Origin of the sequence: Paraburkholderia tropica (assembly GCF_914484835.1) — a bacterium.
In the GTDB taxonomy this organism is placed as follows: domain Bacteria; phylum Pseudomonadota; class Gammaproteobacteria; order Burkholderiales; family Burkholderiaceae; genus Paraburkholderia; species Paraburkholderia tropica_A.
In genome coordinates, this window is the sequence record NZ_CAJZAR010000044.1 from 39,191 (window position 1) to 62,755 (window position 23,565).

Below are 23,565 nucleotides of genomic sequence, written 5' to 3' on the forward strand. Positions count from 1 at the left end.
CAAAAAGGCGCTCACACATGACACACCATGAAAACCGTTCTTGTAGTCGAACCGGATCCCGCTATTTCAGAACATGTCGCGCAATCGCTCACTGAGGCGGGCCTGAGTGTCGAGATTGAAACGACTGGCCGGCATGCCATCGGCAAGCTGGTGAACAGCGGCTATCACATGGTGGTCCTGAATCTCCGGCTTCCCGATCTCGATGTCTATTCGATCGTCGCCTCGATTCGAGGTCTGGGTGTCACCATTCCGATGATCGTCCTCGACGCCATCGGCAATGTCGAACGTTGCATCAAGGTATTGCGTTCAGGAGCCGACGATTATCTGACGCTCCCGCTGGACTGGGATGAGTTTTCCGCGCGCGCGATGGCCATCCTGCGGCTCCAGGCGCGGCGCACGCTGTCTTCCGACGCTTCGGTCAACACCGTGCTTCAAGGCAACGGCATCGTGCTCGACCGCGTCCAGCGCACCGTATCGGTCGAGGGCGACGTCGTGCGCTTGCGTCCCACCGAATTCCGGTTGCTCGAATTCATGATGCTCAATCCGGGACGCGTCATTACCCGCGCCGAGATTCTCGAAGTCGTCTGGCATCGGCGATTCGATCCCGGCACCAACATCATCGACGTGAATGTCGGTAATTTGCGCTCCAAAATTGGCAGGCCGGCGATATCGAAAATGATTCGGACGGTACGTGGCGCGGGGTATCTGTTCCGTTCCGACAATGCCGATCGAGCAGCTTCTGAATACGTTTTTTGATCCCGAATACGAACCTGGTCGAGCAGTGAGAAACCGATGCCTTCTATCTATCCAGCCTACCCACCCACAGAACGCACTTTCAGTTTTCAGGCAGCCCTTCTCGCTGGCCTGCTTTCCATCGTCGTCAACACGACGCTATTGATCGTCGCGGATCACTTCCATATCGTGACGGCACGCGGAGGACTCCTGACACTTCTGCTCGATTTAATCGGCGCGCCGCTGCCGTCATGGCTTGCGTCCTGGGTTACGTCCTGGCCGTTCCGGCAGCTCTTTCACGTCGCGGTTGGCGTTGCCATGATCGTCATCTATGCAGCAACACTGGCTCGCTTGTATGCACCGGTGATTGCAAAGGGTCTCTTTTCGGCGGCGCTCGTCTGGCTTGTGAACGCCGCTGTCATTCTGCCCGCAATCGGCCAGGGGTTCGCGGGGGCGAAGATGCTTAGTCCGTTGGGCATGACACTCTTCGGCGCCGCGCATACGCTTTTCTTTCTCATGGGTGCCGTTCTGTACGAGCGTTGGCGGTGACCCGTGAGCACATTCGGTGCATCCGCACCGATCCGTCTCGCGAGGCCAGCTTACGCACGTTGCGTTATCGGTTCATCGACTGACTTTCTGGACTGTATGAACTTCACACACCTACTCGCGTTCTACGAGGTCGCGCGCGCGGGCAGCGTCAGCGCTGGCGCCGAGCGCCTTCACGTGAGCCAACCGGCCGTGACCCGGGAATTTCGCGAACTGGAAGCGCGAATGGGCCTTCCTCTTTTCGACCGTCTGCCGCGTGGCGTCGCGCTGACCGAGGCGGGCAAGACGCTGTTCGAATACGCCGAGCGCATTTTCTCACTCGCGGATAGTGCCGAAAATCAGTTGAAGGAACTCGCGGGACTCGGCGCCGGACGCGTGAAGATTGGCGCAAGCGCGACGCTCGGCGTGTACTTCGTGCCCGAAGTGATCGCGCGATTCAATGCGAACTACCCACGCGTGGCGATTGACCTCACGGTCACCAACACGGAACGCGTCGAATCCGGACTGGCCGATCTCACCTTCACGCTAGGCTTCGTCGAAGGCCCATTCGACGACACCGTCCTGCACGCGCGTCATATCGGCTCCGATGAAGTCGCCGTGGTCGCTGCGGCGGGTCATCCGCTCGCGGGCAAGCATCTGCGAGCCGACGAGCTTGTCGATCACGTCGTCATCATGCGCGAGCCCGGATCGGGCACGCGCGCAATCGTTGAACAGACCTATGCGCAAGCGGGCATGCGGATCACGCCGCTGATGTCCGTCAGCGACACGGAGGCGATCAAGCGCATGCTGCTCGCCCAGAATGCGCTCGCGTATGTGTCGCTGCTGAGCGTGCGCGAAGAAGTGCGGCGCGGCGAGCTGACGATCATCGAAGTCGATGATCTTCGCATCGAGCGCCCCTTGCACATGGTCTGGAACACAGGGCGGTCGCTCTCGCCGAGCAGTCAGGCGCTGTTCGATCTCGTCGTCGCCACGACGCATCCGCCGACCATCCGAAATCGGCGCAGGCCAGTCAAATCTTAGGCCATCGCCACGCCGGATCGGAAAGATGCTCGGCGAAGTAATCGGACAGCGCCGACACCTTCGCGGGCCGCGCGCGCGCCGAAGGCGTGACGAAGTAAAGCCCGCCCTTCGTCAGCGACCAGTCGGTGAGGATCGCTTCGAGGCGGCCATCGGCCAGATACTCGCCCGCGATGAATTCGGGCAGCTCCGCAATCGCGAGGCCATCGAGCAGCGTGGGCAGCAGCGCATCGGAATTCGTCACGCGCAGCGGGCCGGTCGGCATGACCGGCTCCTCCTCGCCCGCGTCGTTCGTGAAGCGCCAGACATCGCTACGCGCGCGATACGCATACGAGAGACACGGACGATCGACCAGTTCACGCGGATGCGCGGGCCGCCCTTCGCGCTTCAGATACTCCGGCGACGCCACCACGAACTGCGTGACCGCACACAGCCGCCGCGCGACCAGCGACGAATCGGGCAACGCGGCGATGCGCAGCGCGGCATCGAAGCCGTCGGCGACCAGATCGACCGACGCATCCGAGAGATGCAGGTCGATCGACACTTCTGGATACGCGCGAAAGAAACCCGGCAGCAGCGGCGCGACCCAGCGCAGCCCGAACGACATCGGCACCGCCAGGCGCACGAGCCCGCGCGGCTGCACCGACATTTCGCGCGCCGCGCTCTCGGCTTCCTCGGCTTGCCGATAGATCTCGCCGGCCTTCTCGCAGATCGTGCGGCCGAACTCGGTCAGCGCCAGTTGCCGCGACGTGCGGTTAAAGAGCCGCGCGCCCAGCCGGTCCTCCAGGCGGGCCACGCCGCGCGAGACCGTGGCCACCGACACGCCCATCGCACGCGCCGCCGCCGCGAACGAACCCTCTTCGGCGACCTTCGCGAACATCGCCAGTCCTTCGAAATCAGGCAGCTTCGCCATTTCCCCTCATCTTTGCATTTGTGCAACGTTAGATTGCAATCAATTCTATTTCGAAAAGGCCGGGCCGTCGATATTCTTCTCACATCGCAGCACGCAACAGCCAACCCACACATCCACCGACTTAAAGAAAGGAGCTTCACCATGGCACGCAAACTCGACAACAAGATCGCACTCGTCACCGGCGCAACCAGCGGCATCGGCCTCGCCACGGCCCAGCGCTTCGCCGCCGAAGGCGCCCACGTCTACCTCACGGGCCGTCGTCAGGCTGAACTCGATGCTGCCGTCAAGAGCATCCGCGATGCAGGCGGCAAGGCCACCGGCGCGCGCGTCGATTCGACGAAGCTGAACGAACTCGACGCGCTCTATGCACAGATCAAGGAAGAACAGGGTCATCTCGACGTGCTGTTCGCCAACGCAGGCGGCGGCTCGATGCTGCCCTTCGGCAACATCACCGAAGAACATTTCGACGACACCTTCAACCGCAACGTGAAGGGCGTGCTGTTCACGGTGCAAAAGGCGCTGCCGCTGCTGGCCAAGGGCGCATCGGTGATCCTCACGGGTTCGACGGCGGGTAGCGCGGGCACGGCGGCATTCAGCGTGTACTCGGCGTCGAAGGCCGCGGTGCGCTCGTTCGCCCGCAACTGGATTCTCGATCTCAAGGACCGCCAGATCCGCGTGAACACGATCAGCCCCGGCGCGACGCGCACGCCCGGCCTGCTCGACCTGGCCGGTGACGACGCCGCGCAACGCCAGGGTCTCGCCGACTATCTGGCCGCGCAGATTCCGATGGGCCGTCTGGGCGAGCCGAACGAAATCGCGAGCGCCGCGCTGTTCCTCGCTTCGGACGATGCGAGCTTTGTGAACGGCATCGAACTGTTCGTCGATGGCGGTCAGCAGCAAGTCTGAGCGTGGTTCGAGCGAATTCAGGGCGCGCGCAGGCGAATTCAACGATCGCATCCGCGCCCTGCTCGCATCGGCTCACTCAAACGGAGTTTCATCATGATCGAACATCGCCCTTTTCATTCGCTCGGCGCCCTCCGGCGCGACTGGCTCCATGCGCGGCTGCATTTTCGCGTAGGCGAAACCGGACGCGCTGAGCACGCGCCGCTCGGCCCGCTCTATGTGTGGAACGATGACGAATTCGCGCCCCATTCGGGCTTCGGCCTGCACGCGCATCGCGACGTGGAGATCGTCACATGGGTGCGCTCGGGCGCCATCACGCATGAAGACGATGCAGGCAATCGCGCGCGACTCGTCGCCGATTCCGTGCAGGCGATGAGTGCTGGCTCGACGATCTATCACGCCGAGCGCAACGACGAAGACAAGCCTGCGCGGCTGTTTCAGATCTGGTTGCGCCCGCGTACGCCAGGCGGCACGCCTCGCTGGGCGACGCGAGCCTGCCCACGCGAATATCGCGAAGGCCGCTTCGTTACGCTGGCGAGCGGCGATCCAGACGACGTGCGAGCAGGCGCGTTACCCATCAACGCAGACGCGCGGGTCAGTGTTGCCACGCTGCGAGAGGGAGCAAGCGTGAGTCGAACGATGCCCGGCACGCGGGCAGCCTACCTTGTATCGGACCACGGCGACATCGATGTCGGGTCACTTCGCGTCAGCGCTCGCGATGGTGTTGCTATCCGGCGAGAGCGCGAAATTTCACTCAGGGCGCACAAAGACACCGACATTGTCATTGTCGAGTTGCTATGAGGGTGCTGAAACTTGCCAGGTACGAGTCCGAGAATGGCAGTATCCGGCAAGCCACGGCGCCTCGTGTCATCTTTTTATAAACTGCGTGGCGAGCCGGGAAAATCTGAAACGTTACTGCGCCATTCTCTGCTTCGACCGTTTCCTGGGACTGTTCATTGACGTCAATAATCGCAGTCGTTCCCGCCCACGCGAAAGCCGCGACATGACCGTTCCGATCGGAATATCTAACTCGCGCGCGATCTCTGCATAGCTACATTCTTCGACGCCAACGAGCAAAACGACCTGAAGCTGTTCATCCGGAATCTGCATTAGCGCACGCTCGAGATCTCGAATCTCCAGGCGTCTCGATGGATTCGACGTGATCGCCATCTCGTCGAGAAACCATTCATTCTTTTCATCGACACCCATGTGTAGGGCCTTTTCCGATTTCTTGAGAATCGTATTCACATACACATTGTGCATGAGGGTAAAGGTCCAGGCGCGCAGATCGGTTCCGTTCTGAAAAAGCGCATGCTTGTTGAGCGCGCGCTCAAGTGTGTCCTGAACCAGATCGTCGGCCTGCTCGCGACAACGCATCAGCGCTCTCGCGTATCTCCTCAATCGCGGCACCTGATCCACGAGCTGATGTCGAAAATCCATTTCCTCTCCGCAGGATCGTACCTTGAATAACCGGTATTCAGCCCTTTCATAACTCTTAAGATTTCTGAAGGACTTCTCGCGCAATTCCGAATAGGGTTTTGATGATGGCAGTGACCCATTCATCGCTTTATCAGACCCGACGCGGCGGCAATGATCCGGGCGGCAGCCATCGAGCGCGAGCGTTGTTTGCCAACGCTCACTGATGGTGAATGAAAGCGGCAGCAAGGCGCGCCGCGTGACGGTGGACGGTGGCAGAGGCCCGCAGCGCGTGCCCCTGCCCACTCGGTCAATTGAGCGCCTGAACCTGCACCGGCGATCCGGTATGACCATCGATCAACGGTACGATGACGAGATAACGTCGCCCCGCTTCCGGTTGAGGCGCATTCACCGAGACGACTTGCCGTATCTGACCAATCGCGTTGACGATGGCCGAGCCGGCGGGATTGGTCATAAAGTTCGCCAACGCATCAATGCGCCCACTGCCATCCGGGCGATCAGCCAGGCCAAGGACGTAGGGTTGCTTCGGCTTCAGGCCCGTTACCGACGCCTGGAGCACCTGCAGCAAGCCCTGATCGAAAAGCGCAACGCTCGTCGGGAAATTCGCTGCACCCGATACGTGCCCCCCTGCCGCGCCAAGATAAAGGTGAGCGGTATTCCCGGCGACGCCAAGCGGCTGGAGGTTTTGCATGCCGTCACCTTCGGCCACTGCGCCAGGAACATACGTGACCGCCTGAGGCGCCTGGCCAATCGGCACCTGTGCAATCACCTTGTTGGTCAGCGTATCGATGGCGGCAAGTGCATCGGCGTTCTCCAGCCCGACATACACGCGCGTACCGTCTCCCGAAGGCCAGATACCATGCGGCAGATTGCCAACCGGGATCGTCGCTACCTGCTCGTAGTTGTCGGTACGGAACACTTTCACTTCGTTCAACCCGCCCACCGTCACGTACGCGAACATCCCCTCGGCGTTCTTGACGATATTCACGTGGTTGGTGATCGGGCCAGTGTCCAGCGTCTTGAGCAAATTGAACGGCGGCTTCGCCTCGAACACCTGCGTCTTACCAACATCCTTGAGGGTGAACCAGACCTGCTTGCCATCCGGACTGGCGGCAATGTTCGGGCAAAACGGACTGGCTTGCTGCACCTTGCCGACGATCTGGTGATCGGCCACCGAAATCACGTCGACCTCGGGATTGAAGGACGAGCAAACGTAGCCGTACTTTCCATCGGGCGAAAATATCTGCATGCCGGGCCCGGCGGGAACGGTAATACGCGTTTTTTCCTCGTAAGTCGTGCCGTCGAGGACCGCGACATAATTCTCGCCGCGCACCGTCACCCAGACTTCCTTTCCATCGGGCGTGAAAAACGCCTCATGCGGGGACCGCCCAACGTACGTCACATGCTTGAGGGCATTGGTTTCGGTATCGATGAACGACACCGAGTTCGATCCGATGGACACGACCGCGAGGGTCTTGTGATCGGGCGAAAATCCCATGCCGTGAACCAGCACCTGACCACGGTAGAGCGGGCTAAAGTTCGTCGGCGCCGGATCGCCGAGCCGAATCACGCCGAGAAGGCGATTGTCTGCGGGATCGGTGACCGAGACCGTATTGGAGAACTGTTCGGCGGCATAAACCCGATCGTGGTGGCTGACGCCAATATCAGGCGCGCTTTCGGCGCCCGGAACCTGCCCGGCCGAAGCGAGACTGGAGACGGCTAAAGCCGCAACGAAGGCAATGGTCCGCAACCTCAATACGCGTGCACTCATTTCTGATCCTCGTGATTGGACGTCGATGCCGGCGTGTTCATGTGCATGTTCATGTGCATCGACGAATGGTCAGGCTCGTTAGCCTTGTTGGGATGAATCTGGTCAGGCGACGGCACCGATGCCGGAAGCGACTGCCCCAGCGCGACACGCATCGCCACAATTTCTTGCTGCTGCTCGACGATAATTTCCTGTGCGATACGGCGCAGTTGCTCGTTCGTGCCATACCTGAGCTCGGCTTGCGCCATATCGATCGCGCCCTGATGATGGGGAATCATCATCGCGACGAAATCCTGATCGACGTCGCCCGACGGCTTCACTGACATGCCGTCCATCATCTTCGACATCGCCACGTCGTTTTCTTTTAGAAACGTCGATTCTGTATCTGTCTTCGACGTGACATCGCCGCCCGAAGCATAGGCAGCGGATGAAATCGATAAATACGCGAGTGCGACGAGAATGCCCGGAAGCAACGGCTTTACGTTTTTGAATACATTCATGGTTTTCCTTTGGCCTTCATTCACCGTGGCAAACACGGTCGTTTAGCGCCTTATTCCAGACGGACCGGAATTTTCGCGTGCGCTGTGACATAGACGGAGAGCACCGTCACAACGGTTCAACTAGTGAAGTTGGATTCGGGTTAAACGAATTGCGATGTACGTTCGCTGTTTTCTATCTGGAGATAGCAACGCTTTATGCTTGCCAGGCGAGGGCCGTTTTGTGCATCGCCCCACGATTCATTCCTGGCGCATTCGTCACTCAGCGCGGCAAGCAGGCGCTTGTTTATATGTATAGGGAATCTATCGATCTTCGCAATGAATGTCACTGTCCGCGGGCTGAAAGATTCTTAAAATTGAAGAATCTGCGGACTAGTGCCGATTCGCCACGCCCACCGCGACAAAGGTGTTGTCGCGCTGCTGCTGCGGAATCTCCGCATCCTCGATGAAACTCGCGCCAAGGGAGCAGTCACTTGGCGTCACCTCTGTCAAAAGGCGGTAGGTTTCTTCCGGCGACCGGCAGTCGCAAGGGCTTCAGCTATTTACCAGATGCTTTGGCAACAGTAAGGTCAATATCGAGCCGAGCAGCAGACAGCCGACCATTGCCGCGACCGGTACCATCGGACTGCCGGAACTTTGCTTCAGATACCCTACCGTATAAGTTCCAAAGAATCCCCCTAGATTACCGACGGCGCTGATCAAGCCGATACCACCTGCGGCCGCAGCCGGGGCAAGCACGGCAGTCGGCATGCTCCAGAAAATTGCCAGCACAGACAGCAGGCCCGCGGCTGCAATACACAATGCAAATACGGACAGCCCAACGCTGTGGTGCAACAGTGCGGACATCGTCAATCCAAGCGCCGCGAGAAACATCAGCGCGGCGACATGCAAGCGCCTTTCGCCGATCCGGTCAACGTTACGCCCCACCAAAATTATTGCCACTATCGCGACCACGTTCGGGAGCGCCGTAAGCAGACCTACCCGCAGGTTGCCGTCAACGCCGAGCGAGTGAATGATAGTCGGAGCCCATAATGCGTAGCCATAGCACGCGAACCCATCGAGAAAAAAGATCGTGCAGAATGCCCATACGAGACCGCTTGAATAGACTGCCCCAGACGCGATGGGCAAACTCATTTTCCCATCGCGGGCAAGTGCGTGAGCAAGGAGACCGCGGTCGACCGCATCATAGCGCGGGCTATCAATAACGTTGTCTTCGAGACGCCACCAGCACAACAGGGCGGCGATGAATGCCGGTACTGAATCGACAATCAGCATCCATCTCCAGCCAGCAATATTCAGCGCTCCGTCGAGGTAATGCATGACAAGGCCGGCGAGTGGCGAGCCGATTACACCCGCCAGCGGCAGGGCCACATAAAACGTCGAAATTACGCGCCCCCGGTGACGTCGCGGAAACGAATGTGAGATGTAATAGATGATGCCCGGTACCAGACCTGCTTCGGCGATGCCGAGCAGATACCGCATCGCGTAGAACTGCCTCGGTGTAGAGATCAGCGTCGTCAGCGCCGTGAGGAGCCCCCACGAGACTATGATGCGCGTCAGCCAGTGGCGCGCACCGACGCGCTGCAAAATCATATTGCTCGGCACCTCAAACACGACGAAACCCAGCAAAAATGTTCCCGCGCCGAAACCGAACACCACATCTGAAAAGCCGAGCTGGTTAGCCAGTTGCAATCGCATGAAACTGACGTTGACGCGATCGATATAAGCCGCCACGTAGGCAAACATCAGCACCGGCAGGATGTGCCACATAAGGGTACGGCAGATGCGTTCCTCAGCGGCGGTATCGGAGATAGCGGACGCCGACGCGTCTGCGAAAGTCGCATTAGATTGCAAATCGGTCTCTCGAAGGAGTGCAGCCGACATGGGTTCATTGGACGAACTGGACTGCATCGCGCGTGGTTGCCATCGCATCATGAAGAGACTCGCCGTAGACATTGAAAGCTGGGACGCGGCCATACACTGCATCACGCAGTTCATGTCTGATGGCGTGAAACGGAGAACCGATGCGTACGCTCAACACGCCCGCTCACAAGGAGCGCCGGGGCGCTCAGTTGATAGTAGTTTTGAGAGCCGCGTATCTTACCGGATTTAATATCTATGCAACATCGCATTAGCGATGCTGCGTCAGAGGTGGTGCGCGTAATGCGAGACTCCGGCCAGCAATCCGGTGGCGTTCATTGATTAGTTTTACAACATACTCCCAATGGCTTTACCTAACACCACGATGGGATGACCAGCCGCCTACGATCGTTTTTCTACGCGTCCTTATCGGTTCTATGTGCTATTCGGGCATGCTTTTACCGATCCCAGCAAGCTTGCCGAAGAACTCCGCAGACACCGCCTGCTCAGTCGGTAGCCACGCCAGAACGGATGGTGATCTTGAGTCGGCGAGCCATTGCTTTGGCTCCGAAAACACCCATCGCGTTACGCATTTTGCGGTCACACTCCCCGGCGACGCAGCATCGTTACGCAGTGATTCTACGGTGCGGCACCGCCCGTCGTTGTGCTTCCTGTTCGGCTTGCGGTCAGATGCCCGATCACACACTTTCTGCACGGCGGCATGGCGCAAATCGGGTTTAAATCGCACACGGGTGTCGATCTACCATTCGCTCCAATTGCATAATCGATCTGGAACGACGCAAAACCTACGATTGCCGTGTCTCCTCCAGAGCTCAGGATCGCACTGTCCGAGACGACGGGCAAGGTCACGACCATTGGCAGCGTCACTGGAAAGTCGTTGTATAACGACGGCAGCTTCAGGCCTGGCGCGATGAAGATCGTCTCGCCGACCGACAAATCGATTCCGCTTTCGTGGGTGATCAGGCAATTGAGTACGAAGGCGCTCCTCGGATTCATTCCCGAGCATGGCCCATAAGCACTGGGATTCGAATCGAGGGTCAGCGCAGTCCACTGCGCAGCCGGGCCCGCACAGTTCAATGGCACGCCGCCGCCAATCTGTATCTCCTGGCCGGCCGCGCGTTGGCCGCTGCTCCAGTAGGCCGGATTCTGGTAGACACACTGGTTCAATGCGATCGGGAAAAAGCTCCCACGCGCTGCCATGTCTGGCGCGGAGACGGTGGCTACGGTCTCGCCCATGGCATATAGGCTCGTCATCGCGGCGCAGCCAAGCAGTGCAACCATAAACAAGGCCCGTCGAACGACGGCAGTACCTTTTTTACGGCATGCCACGCTGCGGTGGCAGGTCATCTTGTCCATGTCGGCTTACACCCTGTGCGCAGGTTCAACGCGGCGCTATTGACAAACACCGTTATTGACGAAGTCATCCCGGGTTCAAATTTAATGCTGTTGAACGGACAGATGTGTGCGCCTTCGAACGACTGATGCGGATTAGCTAGCGGACATCGGCCATATGCACTGCGCTGGCCACTGAGGGTCGCACTGAGCCGGTCGTCCTACTGTGCATACAGAAAGTCCGTCCCCACGACATTGCCGAGTACGCATACAGCCAGGTACAGATGGCTCCTGCTATTGGCCTGATCACCGCTAAGAATCAAGGGAACACCCGATCGAACCCTCATTCATTTGCTACTTTTTGCGTTAGATCAAGATTTCATCGACTCCCACCAAAATGTCCTACCAAATAGACTTTTTGTACAAGGAAATCTCCGTTCCATAAGCGCAGAGTAGCGCTCTATCGAGACATATCGAATCAACAATAATGAAAGAAGAGACACCCTCAAATTCCCTCCATTAATTCCCCTCTCAAAGATCAACATCGGAAATCACCGATCAACAATATCCTCGCCGAAAATCGTCTTGACGAAATAAACCCTCTAATTTCGTCATTAAATCAAATCACCCAAAAAGAGTCTGCCCGATGAAAAAGAAGAATCTGATCATAGGCCTCGCCTGCTCGGCCAGCGTAATCGCCTCGGTTCCGGCCGTTGCCAAAGACACATTGCTCTTCAATCGTATCGCCCCGACCCGCTCCGAGCTGTACGTGGCCAATGCCAACGGCACTGGAGAACACAAGCTGCTCGGCACGCCGGGATTCGATTACAACGCGCGCTTTTCGGATGATGGCCAATGGATCGTTTTTACTTCGGAGCGCGAAGGACGCGGGCAATCCGACATCTATCGCGTGAAGGCGGACGGCACTGCGCTCGAACGCCTCACCGACGATCCGGCCGTGGATGATCAGGCGTCGATGTCGCCGGACAATCGCTATGTGGCCTTCATGTCTGATCGCGGATCGCATCGCGCCAATATCTGGATCCTCGATCTCAAGACACGCAAGCTGACCGATTTGACCGGTAAGGCATCGATTCAAGGTGACCCGATCAAACCCGATGGTTTCTATCGCCCTTCGTGGTCTCCCGATGGAAAGTGGATTGCCTTCACATCCGATCGCGACACGGAATGGAAATCTCATGACAAGGGCGTCGCCTGGGAGCATTTGCAGGAGCTGTCCGTCTATATCGTCCATCCCGATGGCAGCGATTTCAAACGGCTGTCTCCGGCAGGCGTGACGACCGGATCGCCCAAGTGGTCGGCTGACGGCAAACAATTGATCGCCTATCAGGGTGATGTCGAGGTGAGCTGGCTGGCTCGCGTGGATCAGCTGTCGATGAAGGCCACCTCGCAGATCGTGGCGATCGATGTGGCAACCGGGCATTCCACTGCGCTGACGGCTGGCCCCGGCATGAAGCTCAATCCACAGTTCTTGCCGGATGGGCGTTTCGGCTACAGCACGAAGTCGGCGCAAACGACCGGGATTATGTATTCCGATGGACCTGAACCGTTTCCCGCGAACCTGCGCGACCCGTCGTGGAGTCATGATGGAAAGCAGGTCGTCTACGAACGCATCGAGAACCTGCCGCTGGCGCAGAACACGCCGCTGTATAGCTGGAATCCCAAGTTCGACTACCGTTACACGGACGTCTTTCCGATGTTTGCCAAGGACGGCACACTTGCCCTGTCCGACAAGAACGACGACACCTCGCTCGTGATCATGAACGCCGATGGTACGAACAAGAAGCGGGTGTTTCAGTCGACCACCAAATGTGCTTCCGGCAAGAATCCATCAGGCCCTTGCGGAGACATGATTGGCGTCGCACTGGCACCGTCCTGGATGCCGGACAGCAAGTCGCTGGTCTTCAGCTTCGGCGGCTATTGGCGAACCCGCGACCAGAACGTGGCCAACGTCAAGATGATCAATCGTGACGGCACCGGTGTTCAGGATTTGACCTCTCCCACGTCGAACACCGGATTCGCCAGCGTCTCCCCGGATGGCAAGCAGATGGTCTTCCGGTCGTGGGCCAAAGGCGACGAGGGATTGCGCATCATGGATCTCGAAACACGCAAGGTTCGCGTGCTCACGAGCGATTGGGACAACGTGCCGGGCTGGTCGCCCGCGGACGACCGGATCGTGTTCACACGCAAACAGAAAGACGGCAATTTCGACATCTTTACGATCAAGTCGGACGGCACCGAACTGCGTCGCCTGACGAACTTCCCGGCATCCGATGCGCATGCTGTCTGGAGTTGGGACGGCAAGAAGATTCTGTGGAACAGCAGCGAATATGGCTTCAAGGACGAAGCGGCGCTTTATGACAATTCATTCCAGCCATACGGGCAGGTATGGTCGATGAATCCGGACGGCTCCGAAAAGGAAATGCTGACCGACAGCCGTTGGGAAGACTCGATGCCAGCCTTTGTGCCGCCACCGTCTCACATCACCGCGAAATAGGTTTGGCGCTACTGGGGCTACGCGCCAACAGCGCCTGAGGGAAGACCGGAACGCCGCGCTGAGCCGGTCCACCGCCGCAGCGCGTTTCTGCGCTACGCATGAGTCGGTAGGCGGCCAGTCTCGAACATTCCGCGCACGCGCCAGAATGACAACAATGCGCGGCAAACGCGACATTCACGTGATGCAACCTGCTTCGTGCGGCTTAAGCTCTCCCCCTTGCAACACGACACGCTGCGAGATCCCAAGCTGCGCACCCGACGCTCTTGAAAAACACCGGCGCGGTAGGCGCGAGCCTTTGCCTGATGGCGTCCGCGAGCGTATGCATCAGGCTCCAGTCGAATCCGGCCCGAATCAGGTCGCCCGCTTCGTGCTTCGCGCCCAGCGGATCGTCCACGACGACGAAGCTGCTATCGACGGTTGACTTTCCGACTTCCGCCGCGTCCGGCGTAAACGCCCCCACGCCAACCACGAGCCGCCCTTCGCGCGCCGGTCCGTCGTAGACCGGCGACTTGCTGGTCGTCACCGTCACGATCACATCCACGGAATCGGGAATGTCTCCGTCGAGCGCGCTGAGATTGGGTGCGAGCGGCGCGAGTGCCTCCACGAAGCGCTGCGTGGATTCGGGCGTCATGCCCCGCGCGAGAATTTGCGCCTGTGGAAAGAGCGCCGCGAAGGCTTCCACGTGATTCGCCGCCTGCTTGCCGGTGCCGATGATGAGGATCTCCTTCGGCGCGGCCGCGTGCAGCGACTGGATGCCGAGCACGCTGATCGCTGCCGTACGGCGGCCCGTGACCGTGGGACCGTCGAGCACGAACAGCATGGCGCCCGTCGACGCATCGCACGCGATCACCTGACCGTGAATTGTCGGAAGCTGGCGTTTGCCGTTGCCGGGGCAGACGTTCACCAGCTTGTGGATGGCGATGTCGGCCGCGCTCGACGGCATCGACAACATCACGCCCCCCTCCTGGAGCGGCACGACGAGCCGCTCGGGGCTCGCGATCTTGCCGTCCGCGTAGTCGAGAATCGTCTCGCGCAGGACTTGCACAAGCATCGGATAGTCCAGCAGCGCCGCGGTTTCGTTGGCGTCGAACGTCTTGAGTGAGTGGGTCATAGTGTGGCGTCTCGAATAGTCGATGATGTTAAGTGGGTTTAAATTAAACCACTTTTGGTCTGAAATCAATCCGTTAATACGCCAAAATCGCTAAATCTGGCAACCAATAAACCACTTATGACAGAATGTGCGCTTGAAACTGGCCACCCGTCGCTTCCAGTACTGTTAAGTGGTATATTCAAGACCAACGCACAACAGGACTTCCCAATGGCTTCCGCTCGTAGCGACTTCCCGGCCAGCTTCCGGCCGCTTCAGATCTACGAACAGGTCTCCGAAAAAGTGCGAGCCGAAATTCGCGCCGGACGGTATCTGCCCGATTCGCGCCTGCCGTCCGAGCGCGAACTGGCGGCCATGTTCGGCGTCGGACGGCCGGCGGTTCGCGAGGCGATCGGTGCATTACAGAACGAAGGCCTCGTCGTCACGCGCAGAAACTCCGGCACCTATGTTTCCGAAGACGCGCCGACTGTCCTGGCGCGCACGCTCTCGCCCACGCCAAGCAACGAGAACAGCCTGCAGGCCGACTACAGCCCGTCCGCCACGCTGGATGTGCGCCTGATCCTGGAGCCCGCGATTGCGCGGCGCGCGGCGGCGCACCGCAAACGCGACCCGCTCGCCGAGCATTACCTCCAGCAGATGGAAACGCTCACGGACGTGGCCGACGCCGAAGAACGCGCGCTCTGGAACAACAGCGACCGCCTGTTCCACCGTCAACTTGCCGTGATGACGGGCGACGTGCTGCTCGTGAAGATCGCGCAGGAGATTGCCGACACGATGGATCAGTCCTTGTGGAAGCGCATCAAGGACGACGGCATCTACGATCCCGCGCGCATCCGTCTGTATGTGGCCGAGCATCGGCTGATTTACGAGGCCATCGTCACCGGCGACGCGGACGCCGCCGCCTTCTACGTCGAGCAGCACATTCACCGCGTGCAGCGCGACATCGCGCCGGCCTGAGTTCTCGTCGTCAAGTCAGGGCGCGATCCACGAAGCGGACCATGCATTACCCGCCCGCACGAAGCGCGCACGCTGGTGCCCATCCGCGGCGGAGAGATCGAGCCAGTCCATCGCATCGGGCCTGACCTCGACCACGCAGAAGTTCTCGAAACCCACATCCGCGGCATCAAGCGAGTCGTCGAAGGCATCGCGCGGCTGCGCGATCGGGGTGCCCGGCGCGATAACCGTTCGATACACGATCAGACTCTGCTCGCGGCTCGCGTCCCACGCTGCGCGCAAAACCGCGTCATCGTCCACGATGCGCGCCTCGCCCGACACACGAATCTGCACATTGCGTACGGCATCGACACCGGCCACCGCGATGCGCGGCTGCCTGCGCAGTTCGGCGATCTTCGGCGAACGCAGATCGGTATAGAACGCGATCACGTTCTCCGCTTCGCTCACGCGACGCAGCACCACCGTGCGGACATTCGGCGAACCGTCGAGCGCGATGGTGGCGGCCTGCATGACCTTGAACGGTTGGTGGCCAGGCTGCGTCCCGTTGACGAGGCAGCCCCACATAGCCGCGTAAATGGTGTCGAGTTTCATGATCGGCCTACGTAAAAAAAGAACGCGCGACGGACGAACCGGCGCGCGCCGAAGACCCCTGGTACGGGGAGAGAATGCCTTCGCCTCGCGCACTCAGCGCACGAGAAAACCGTAAGCGAGCGGATCGCGTTCGTCGATGATCCACTGTGCGAAGCCGCAGATATACGCCTCGCCTTCGACCTCGGGAATCACAGCAGGAATGCCCTGAACCGACGTCTCCTTCAGCACACGCCCCTTGAACACCGTGCCGACGATCGACTCGTTGACGAGCGTTTCATCCGCCTTCAGTTCACCACGCTGATAAAGCTGCGCGACGCGCCCGCCCGTGCCCGAACCGGTGGGCGAACGATCGACTTCGCGATCGGCGAACACGCAGCAGTTCGCCTGCGTCGACCCCGCGTGGCGCGGCGCATTCGCGATGATCGTGCCGTAGATGTGGTTGATCTCGGGAATCTCGGGATGCTGCACCGGAAACGCCTTGTTCGCAGCGTCCTTCACTTCGGCGCCGAAGCGGATCAGCTTTTCGACCGCCGCTTCGCGCACCGGCAGATCGAACGGCGCGCCATCCACGTAAAAGTAAAACGCGCCGCCGTAGGCGATATCGCCGGTCACGGTGCCGAAAGTGGGCGTCTCCACCGTCACGTCGCGCTTCCAGAGAAACGACGGCACGTTGATGAAGCGCACCGCGCCCGCGTGCTCGCCATCCCACTTGACGAAGGCTTCGATGAAGCCGCACGGCGCATCGATACCTACGCGCGTTTCGGGCACCGTGCGCTGCACCCAGCCCAGTTCGACGGCGGCCGTCGACAGCGCAATCACACCGTGGCCACAGTGGTCGCTATAACCTTCGTTATGCAGAAAGATCACGCCAAAGTCGGCGCCCGGCGAAACCGGTTCGGTAAGGTAGCCGCCATACATGTCGGCATGGCCGCGCGGCTCGAACATCAGGGCGCGGCGAATGTCATCGGCGTTTTCCTTCAGCCATGCGCGGCGCTGGACGATCGTGTCGCCGGGCAGACGCGGCAAACCGCTGGTGACGATGCGGAACGCCTCGCCGCCGGTGTGGACCTCGACGGTCGAAATGGTGCGGGTGGGTTTCATGATGTCGATAGTTCTCCTGCCTGTGATGGCGACTCAAGGTGCGTACGGGACCGGCAAACCGTTGCGAATGACGTAGACGGTCGTCGGCGCGCCCTTCAGGTCGCCCTTTGCGTCGAACGAATACGTGCCCGCCACGCCCTTGTAGTCTTCCTTCGCCAGTTGCGCCGTGAGTCTGGCCTTGTCCGTGGTCGTGCCCGCCTTGACCATGGCGTCGGCGAGCATCTTCACGCCGTCGTAGTAGTTGACGGCGTAGACCTGCGTGTCGGTGTGATACGTATCGTGATACTTCTTGAGGAATTCGCGGCCCGCGGCGGTCTTGTCCAGCGCGACGCCGCCTTGCGCGCAATAGACGATCGAGGCGGCGTCGCCCGCGACCTTGCCCATGTCGGCCGAGCAGATGCCGTCGCCGCCGAGCAGTTTGGCGCGCAGACCGCGCTGACGCATCTGCTTCGCCATCGGCGCACCCTGCGCCGCATAGCCACCGAAGAAGATCACGTCGGGATTCTCGCCCTTGATGGCCGTGAGAATGCCCAGAAAGTCGGTAGCCTGCGAATTCGTGAACTGGTGATCGACGATCTTCAGGCCGTTGGCCTTCGCGACCTGCTCGAACTGCTGCGCCACGCCCTGACCGTAAGCCGTGCGGTCGTCGATGATGGCGGCGGTTTTGACTTTGAGCGTTTTGGCCGCAAATTCGGCCATCGTGCCGCCTAGTTGCTCGTCGCTGGCGCCGATGCGGAAGATCGTCTTGAAGCCTTGCTGCGTGAGCGCCGGGTTCGACGCAACCGGGAGGATCGGGATGCCCGCGTTGTTGTACACACGCGAAGCCGGAATCGCGACGCCCGAGTTATACGGTCCCATCACCGCCACCACGTTGTGATCGACGAGATTCTGGGCCACCTGCACACCCACTTTCGGGTCAGCCTGGTCGTCTTGCGAGTCCAGTTTGAACGTGACAGGTTTGCCCGCAACGGTGACGTGCTGCTGGTTCAGCTCCTCAATCGCGAGCCGCGCGCCGCTCTCATTGTCCTTGCCGTTCGCGGCCTGCGGGCCGGTCAGCGGCGCGGAATGGCCGATCACGACGACTTCCTGTGCCTGAGCCGCGACGGCGCTGAAGGCCGCGACGATGGCCAGCGTGGTAATGAGGGGACGCATGATGGGGCTCACCTAATTGGTTTTGGAGAAACCAATGTAGTTCAAGAGTGGTCACCGATCAAGCACTTTTCAAAAATACCCCCAGAATCTGGTTCCAGGGGAATCCACTACATTGGCATTCGGCTCCCGTGGTTGTCCGACCGCGAACGCACTGCCCCCTACTTACTCACCGCGACTGCCGCCTGCATCGCAAGCTGATCGCTTTCCAAACCTAACCCGCAAATCTGGTCGGCGACGGTTTCCGTGAAAACCACCTGATGCCTGAACGACCCACGTGCCTGGATGTTCGACAGGCAACTCGACCACGGGACGCACCAGGATCGCCAGCGCGTCGAGAATGCACTAGCCGGGACGCGTCCACGCGTCGCCTCCTATCGGCATCGCATCGATGGCGTTTTCAAAGGCGCGATGGATACGCTCGCACATCGCCGCTTCGCTATGGGTCTGGAACGACTGTACGCGCACGCCCATTTCATTCGCGAGCGGCAGTCAAGCTTCGCTCTGTTTGAGCGTGATGGCCAAGCAGCCCTTTCAGCGCTGCTTCGCAATTCCTGCTCAAGTCCGTCTTGCGGTCCGGTTTCAATTTGGTAGCGAGCACGCGAGCCGAACCCGACCAACTGGAGATCGTGAAGCGCGCCGAGCCTAATGCCGCTCGAAAAACAACGAAATCGGAATTCCTGCACACGCCTGGACATCCATATCGGCACGCTTTCTGCTCGCCAGGCAAAGGCGACGTTGATGAGTCACCTGCAAGGTGATCCGCACGCGGTCATTCGACGCCTTGGCGCGTGGCGCTGCTCTATTGTGTGACGTTTAGCGCACCGCAAGAACGCATTGAACCGGTTTGGTATTCAAAGGAGCGACAAAATGAATGTCCTTTGGCGTTGCTTTACGATCGTCCATGCGCTAATGGCGGCTCTCTTCGCGTGCGCAGCGCTCACGTTGATTGCGATTGCTGCACGCACTGGATGGACGGCGTTCACGGGTGAATGGGACCAGGCGAGCGCGCAGTCCATTATTGAGGCGTTGGGACTGCTGGCCGGTGCTGTTGTCGCAATACAGATCGCCGAGACCATTGTGGAGGAGGAGGTGATTCGCGAGGCTGACGTGAGCGGACCAACGCGAGTGCGACGCTTCATGTCCCGATTTCTGGTTGTTGTGGTCGTCGCGCTCGCGATAGAAGGACTGGTCGCAACGTTCAAGGCGCTACATCAGGACCCATCGCAGCTATGGTACGCAGCGGGACTGATTGTTTCCACGGCCATGCTTCTTGCGGCCTGGGGAGGGTTCGTTCACCTCAACCGGTCTGCGGAAGAACTGGAGCCGGAGGCAATGGCGAAAGCGAAGCGAGAGGACGCGAAAATGCAATAGCTCACATTCCCGCACGGCTAACGGTCTGGGCCAGCGCACTGTCGTGACGCGGCAGTCCCTTGTAGTTTCTACCGCGCGCGAAGGCTGGTGAATGCTAAACCCCAAACAGATGCGTCGGCCCCACAGGCCGGGTGACTATCACCAACAAGAGCACATCCAGATATTCGTGGATGTTTACCCGGCCTCAGGATGCGCTTTGCGAATCTCCATCAACGGGAATCATTTGCCCGGAAATGGAACGTCCGGCATCGGATGCCAGAAAGACTGCGAGCGCGCCAATCTCCGCCGGATCCACGAAATGTTTGATCGACTGATTGGCGAGCGCAGCCGCCTCTTCCTGCGCGACCGTGCGGCCGCTCGCTGATGCCCGGCCAGCGAGCACCTGCTGAATACGCGGCCCCTCCACGGCGCCCGGCAAGATCGCGTTGACGCGTATGCCGAATTCACCCAACTCACGCGACAAGGTCTTGGTGAAGCCAATGAGGCCCCACTTTGTCGTGGCGTACGGGCTGCGATTCGGATAGCCGAAGCGGCCGGCCAGCGACGACATGATCAAAATGACGCCCGCACGCGATTGCTTCAGATAAGGGATGGCGTGTTGCGTGACCGTGAACGTACCGGTCAGATTCAAACGCAGTACGGCCTCCCAGGCGTCCGGGTCCATGTCCGCGACACTGGCGGTCGGTCCCGCAATGCCCGCGTTATTGATCAGGACGTCCAGACCGCCGAGGGCCGACGCCGCGTCGGCGACCATACGCGACGCCGACGCGCGATCGGCGATGTCGCACACCGATGTTGTCACGCCCGGCAATTGCGCCTGGATCTGTTGCAGTGCGGCTTCGTCGATGTCGCAGATGTGAACGCTGGCGCCTGCCGCTACAAAGGCTTCCGTGATCGCGCGCCCGATCCCTCCGGCGCCGGCGGTGACGAGCACGCGCAGGCCTTTCGATGTGGTCATGCAATCCTCCTTTCCAACTCGATCATGATCGCCGCTCAGTCACACGCGGCACGTATGAATTCAGGCACGCCGACGGCCTTGAGGCGTCCATCGTCCTGTTTGATACACAAGGCGCGAGTCGCGTTACCTTCGCAGATCAGCGTATCGTCGCGCATGATGCGATGGCTTTGGATGAACACTTTGCCGCGCCATTCCTCGACGCGCGTATGCACGGCCAGACGTTCGCCGTAGGTCGCCGAGGTGTGAAAGCGTGTGTGAAACTCCAGGAGCGGCGCGCCGATGCAATTCGGCAGCGCTTGCATCTCACGCCATGGCGGCAGGCCGCACTGTATAAAATAATCGTGCGAAGCGGCGTCCATCCAGCGCGAAAAATTCGGAAAAAAGACGATTCCCGCTGGGTCGCAATCGCCGAATTGCACGTCGATACCATAGATAGTCACTTTACTCACGGATCTATGCTCCTGATTCCAGTTCAGCCATTGTGCGCGTGCTGCACGCGCGACACTGTCGATGCGGCGACATTTCGCGCCGGCCGCGCTGCGCTCCACACGGAGGGATGGCAATGACCCGGCAAAAGCGGATGGTCACGCTATCCCTTACGCTCGACGAACTGCTTGCGCAGTCGCCGTGGTTTGCTCGCCTGGACGATGCCGCGAAGGCGCGCGTGCACACAGAAGTGTCGGAGCGCGCCGTTGCAGCCGGTCAGTCTTTAGGGCACCACGGCGAGCGGCAACACGCCTGGTTCGGCGTGCTCGAAGGCCTCGTCAAGTGGTCGATCACCGCTCGCGACGGACAGACTGTGACGTTAGGCGGGCAGTCGGTCGGCAGCTGGTTCGGCGAGGGCACGCTGATCCGGAACGCGCCGCGCGAATCGGATCTCATCGCCTTGCGCGACAGCCGTGTCGCGCAAATTCCCCGCGCAACCTTCAACTGGCTTCGCGAGCAGCAACCCTCGTTCAACGAGTTTCTGCTACTTCAGGTCAACGAGCGCTTGCACTGGTTCATGGGCGCCGTTGCCGCGCACGGGCTGCTCGACACCGACAGTCTGGTCGCCAGAGCGCTGGTGGGGATGGTGCAGCCGCTGTCCAATCCGAGTGGCGCAGCGCATGTGTCGCTGTCCCAGGAAGAACTCGCCAACCTCGCCGCCGTGTCGCGTCAGACATGCAATAAGGCCATGACCCGCTTCAAGAACTCAGGCCTCGTGCGCACCGAATACGGTGGCATCGTCGTGCTCGATTTGCCCGGGCTGAGCGCTTTGGCCGGATAACTTCGCATTGGGCGCGCATGTGCCCGAACGGATCGGTGTTTACGCTGTCCCGAACTGTCGCGCCATAGACAGTCGCGCGGGTGTTCGCCCGAAATAATGCGTGTCATCCATCAGGAGACACGCAATGAATCGCGCCCATTCGCTGCCCCCCGCAGTCGCGCCCGTCGAGAGCCCGTCAGGCCGCCGGGTCGAAGATGCCATCTTTCAAAAGATCAGCTGGCGCATCATGCCGCTCATCTTGATCGCCTACGTCTGCGCGTTCCTCGACCGCATCAACATCGGCTACGCGCAGTTGCAGATGAAGCAGGACCTGGCTTTCTCCGACGCGGTCTATGGACTCGGAGCCGGCATCTTCTTCGTCACGTATCTTTTGTTCGAAGTGCCAAGCAATATGCTGCTCGAGAAGATCGGCGCAAGGCTCACCTTCCTGCGGATCATGGTGCTGTGGGGTCTCACCTCCGCCGCCACCGCATTCGTCACGGCGCCGTGGCAATTTTATGGAATCCGGCTGTTGCTCGGTCTATTCGAAGCGGGCTTCTTCCCCGGGATCATTCTTTATTTGACGTACTGGTATCCGAGCCAGCGCCGCGGCCGTGTGACCGGTCTGTTCCTGTTCGGCATGCCGATCACGGGCGTCCTCGGCGGCCCGCTGTCGGGGATGATCATGAGCCGTCTCGAGGGTATGGGCGGCATGCACGGCTGGCAATGGCTGTTCCTCGTCGAAGGCCTGCCGACGGTCCTGATGGGGATTCTGCTGTATTGCCTGCTTCCGGACCGTCCGGCTAGCGCTCCATGGCTGAACAATGCGGAGAAGGCGCTCATGCAGTCGGTCCTCGATGCCGATCACGGCGGCGAAACCCGCTCCGGACGTCATGGCAAGCTCACAGCGGCGCTGGTCGACCCGAAGACCTACGTGCTGGCTTTCGTCTACTTTTGCTGCGCCTGCGCCGTCTACACGCTGACTTTCTGGCTGCCGACGATGATCAAAGGGCTGGGCATCGCCCCGATCGCGACGATCGGCTGGTACACGGCTGTGCCCTATCTCTTCGGCGCGCTGGGTGTGCTCGTCATCAGCCGCAGTTCGGATCGATTCAAGGAGCGCCGCTGGCATGTCGGCGGCACGCTGGTCCTTGGGGTCGCGGTCCTCGCCCTGACCTCTTTCCTCGGCACTGCGGTCGTCCCGGTGATGGTCCTGATGTGCGTGGCCTCGTTCTTCATCTTTGGCGGCGGCTCGCTGTTCTGGTCGATCCCGCCGACCTACCTTGGCCGGGACGCGGCGGCGGCCGGCATTGCCGTCATCAGCTCGCTGGGCATCCTCGGCGGATTCGTCAGCCCGACGCTGATCGGCTGGATCAAAGGGGCGACCGGCAGCATCCAGATGGGCCTGCTTGCCCTGACCGCAGTTGTCATCGGCGGCGGTCTCACGATCCTGCTGGGCCTGCCCAAAAGCGCAGTCCGGGTCGGCCCCGGCGACGATTCGAACGCGCCCTGATCGAGCGGTCATCGCCATCCCTGTTCT

General features: G+C 60.3%; 23 protein-coding genes. 10 read left to right on the top strand and 13 right to left on the bottom strand.

What is annotated here, in order from left to right:
• The first annotated feature begins 27 nt into the window (after positions 1-27).
• The 3 genes from LDO54_RS13625 (at position 28) to LDO54_RS13635 (ending at position 2,298) form a co-directional block, all read left to right on the top strand.
• On the top strand, positions 28-756 hold the full coding sequence (locus LDO54_RS13625) for a response regulator transcription factor (protein ID WP_224011079.1): 729 nt from the start codon (positions 28-30) through the stop codon (positions 754-756).
• Between the two features lie 36 nt (positions 757-792).
• Positions 793-1,281, top strand: a complete 489-nt coding sequence (locus LDO54_RS13630) for a hypothetical protein (protein ID WP_224011081.1) — start codon at positions 793-795, stop codon at positions 1,279-1,281.
• 96 nt (positions 1,282-1,377) lie between these two features.
• On the top strand, positions 1,378-2,298 hold the full coding sequence (locus LDO54_RS13635; RefSeq protein WP_224011083.1) for a LysR family transcriptional regulator: 921 nt from the start codon (positions 1,378-1,380) through the stop codon (positions 2,296-2,298).
• Here LDO54_RS13635 and LDO54_RS13640 read toward each other — a convergent pair.
• On the bottom strand, positions 2,288-3,208 hold the full coding sequence (locus LDO54_RS13640; protein ID WP_224011085.1) for a LysR family transcriptional regulator: 921 nt from the start codon (positions 3,206-3,208) through the stop codon (positions 2,288-2,290). The genes LDO54_RS13635 and LDO54_RS13640 overlap by 11 nt on opposite strands.
• 141 nt (positions 3,209-3,349) lie before the next feature.
• Here LDO54_RS13640 and LDO54_RS13645 point away from each other — a divergent pair, with 141 nt between their 5' ends.
• Both LDO54_RS13645 and LDO54_RS13650 read left to right on the top strand, forming a co-directional pair.
• Positions 3,350-4,114: an SDR family NAD(P)-dependent oxidoreductase gene (locus LDO54_RS13645; protein ID WP_224011086.1), complete on the top strand. Its 765-nt coding sequence runs from the start codon at positions 3,350-3,352 to the stop codon at positions 4,112-4,114.
• Positions 4,115-4,207: 93 nt separating this feature from the next.
• Positions 4,208-4,912, top strand: coding sequence for a pirin family protein (locus tag LDO54_RS13650; RefSeq protein ID WP_224011087.1), 705 nt, complete (start codon positions 4,208-4,210; stop codon positions 4,910-4,912).
• Between the two features lie 111 nt (positions 4,913-5,023).
• Here the strand turns inward: LDO54_RS13650 and LDO54_RS13655 are convergent, their stop codons facing one another.
• The 5 genes from LDO54_RS13655 to LDO54_RS13675 form a co-directional block, all read right to left on the bottom strand.
• Positions 5,024-5,551: an RNA polymerase sigma factor gene (locus LDO54_RS13655; protein ID WP_224011337.1), complete on the bottom strand. Its 528-nt coding sequence runs from the start codon at positions 5,549-5,551 to the stop codon at positions 5,024-5,026.
• A 286-nt stretch (positions 5,552-5,837) separates the two neighbouring features.
• Entirely contained in the window at positions 5,838-7,319 is a 1,482-nt protein-coding gene (locus LDO54_RS13660) for a YncE family protein (protein ID WP_224011088.1), read from the bottom strand.
• Positions 7,316-7,816, bottom strand: a complete 501-nt coding sequence (locus tag LDO54_RS13665; RefSeq protein ID WP_224011089.1) for a DUF305 domain-containing protein — start codon at positions 7,814-7,816, stop codon at positions 7,316-7,318. The genes LDO54_RS13660 and LDO54_RS13665 overlap by 4 nt, the downstream gene beginning before the upstream one ends.
• Before the next feature lie 531 nt (positions 7,817-8,347).
• Positions 8,348-9,697 carry an MFS transporter gene (locus LDO54_RS13670; RefSeq protein ID WP_436975580.1) on the bottom strand — a complete coding sequence of 450 codons (1,350 nt, stop codon included), beginning with the start codon at positions 9,695-9,697 and terminating at the stop codon, positions 8,348-8,350.
• 615 nt (positions 9,698-10,312) lie between these two features.
• Positions 10,313-11,050 carry a hypothetical protein gene (locus tag LDO54_RS13675; RefSeq protein WP_224011091.1) on the bottom strand — a complete coding sequence of 246 codons (738 nt, stop codon included), beginning with the start codon at positions 11,048-11,050 and terminating at the stop codon, positions 10,313-10,315.
• 622 nt (positions 11,051-11,672) lie between these two features.
• Here LDO54_RS13675 and LDO54_RS13680 point away from each other — a divergent pair.
• A complete protein-coding gene (locus tag LDO54_RS13680) occupies positions 11,673-13,544 on the top strand; it encodes a hypothetical protein (protein ID WP_224011092.1) in 1,872 nt (623 codons plus the stop codon).
• Between the two features lie 202 nt (positions 13,545-13,746).
• Here the strand turns inward: LDO54_RS13680 and lhpI are convergent, their stop codons facing one another.
• Positions 13,747-14,655: a bifunctional Delta(1)-pyrroline-2-carboxylate/Delta(1)-piperideine-2-carboxylate reductase gene (lhpI, locus tag LDO54_RS13685; protein WP_224011094.1), complete on the bottom strand. Its 909-nt coding sequence runs from the start codon at positions 14,653-14,655 to the stop codon at positions 13,747-13,749.
• Positions 14,656-14,862: 207 nt separating this feature from the next.
• Here lhpI and LDO54_RS13690 point away from each other — a divergent pair, with 207 nt between their 5' ends.
• Complete coding sequence (locus LDO54_RS13690) at positions 14,863-15,609, top strand: FadR/GntR family transcriptional regulator (RefSeq protein ID WP_224011103.1); 747 nt, start codon at positions 14,863-14,865, stop codon at positions 15,607-15,609.
• Positions 15,610-15,624: 15 nt separating this feature from the next.
• Here the strand turns inward: LDO54_RS13690 and LDO54_RS13695 are convergent, their stop codons facing one another.
• The 4 genes from LDO54_RS13695 to LDO54_RS39025 all read right to left on the bottom strand — a co-directional run bounded on the left by LDO54_RS13695 (position 15,625) and on the right by LDO54_RS39025 (position 18,704).
• A complete protein-coding gene (locus LDO54_RS13695) occupies positions 15,625-16,290 on the bottom strand; it encodes a pyridoxamine 5'-phosphate oxidase family protein (protein ID WP_224011105.1) in 666 nt (221 codons plus the stop codon).
• Positions 16,291-17,298: a trans-3-hydroxy-L-proline dehydratase gene (gene lhpH / locus LDO54_RS13700; protein ID WP_224011107.1), complete on the bottom strand. Its 1,008-nt coding sequence runs from the start codon at positions 17,296-17,298 to the stop codon at positions 16,291-16,293.
• Positions 17,299-17,331: 33 nt separating this feature from the next.
• Positions 17,332-18,450 carry a branched-chain amino acid ABC transporter substrate-binding protein gene (locus tag LDO54_RS13705; RefSeq protein WP_224011109.1) on the bottom strand — a complete coding sequence of 373 codons (1,119 nt, stop codon included), beginning with the start codon at positions 18,448-18,450 and terminating at the stop codon, positions 17,332-17,334.
• A 158-nt stretch (positions 18,451-18,608) separates the two neighbouring features.
• Entirely contained in the window at positions 18,609-18,704 is a 96-nt protein-coding gene (locus tag LDO54_RS39025) for a hypothetical protein (RefSeq protein WP_356789894.1), read from the bottom strand.
• Positions 18,705-19,317: 613 nt separating this feature from the next.
• Between LDO54_RS39025 and LDO54_RS13715 the strand changes: the two genes are divergently transcribed.
• On the top strand, positions 19,318-19,821 hold the full coding sequence (locus LDO54_RS13715; RefSeq protein WP_224011112.1) for a hypothetical protein: 504 nt from the start codon (positions 19,318-19,320) through the stop codon (positions 19,819-19,821).
• A 184-nt stretch (positions 19,822-20,005) separates the two neighbouring features.
• On the opposite strand, the gene LDO54_RS13720 is transcribed toward LDO54_RS13715, so the two are convergent.
• Both LDO54_RS13720 and LDO54_RS13725 read right to left on the bottom strand, forming a co-directional pair.
• Complete coding sequence (locus tag LDO54_RS13720; RefSeq protein ID WP_224011113.1) at positions 20,006-20,779, bottom strand: SDR family oxidoreductase; 774 nt, start codon at positions 20,777-20,779, stop codon at positions 20,006-20,008.
• A gap of 35 nt (positions 20,780-20,814) precedes the next feature.
• Complete coding sequence (locus LDO54_RS13725) at positions 20,815-21,228, bottom strand: acyl-CoA thioesterase (protein ID WP_224011115.1); 414 nt, start codon at positions 21,226-21,228, stop codon at positions 20,815-20,817.
• A 113-nt stretch (positions 21,229-21,341) separates the two neighbouring features.
• On the opposite strand from LDO54_RS13725, the gene LDO54_RS13730 reads away from it, so the two are divergent.
• The gene (locus tag LDO54_RS13730; protein WP_224011117.1) at positions 21,342-22,046 is read left to right on the top strand and encodes a Crp/Fnr family transcriptional regulator; all 705 of its coding nucleotides are present in this window, start codon (positions 21,342-21,344) and stop codon (positions 22,044-22,046) included.
• Positions 22,047-22,170: 124 nt separating this feature from the next.
• A complete protein-coding gene (locus LDO54_RS13735) occupies positions 22,171-23,538 on the top strand; it encodes an MFS transporter (protein ID WP_224011118.1) in 1,368 nt (455 codons plus the stop codon).
• Positions 23,539-23,565 lie beyond the last annotated feature (27 nt).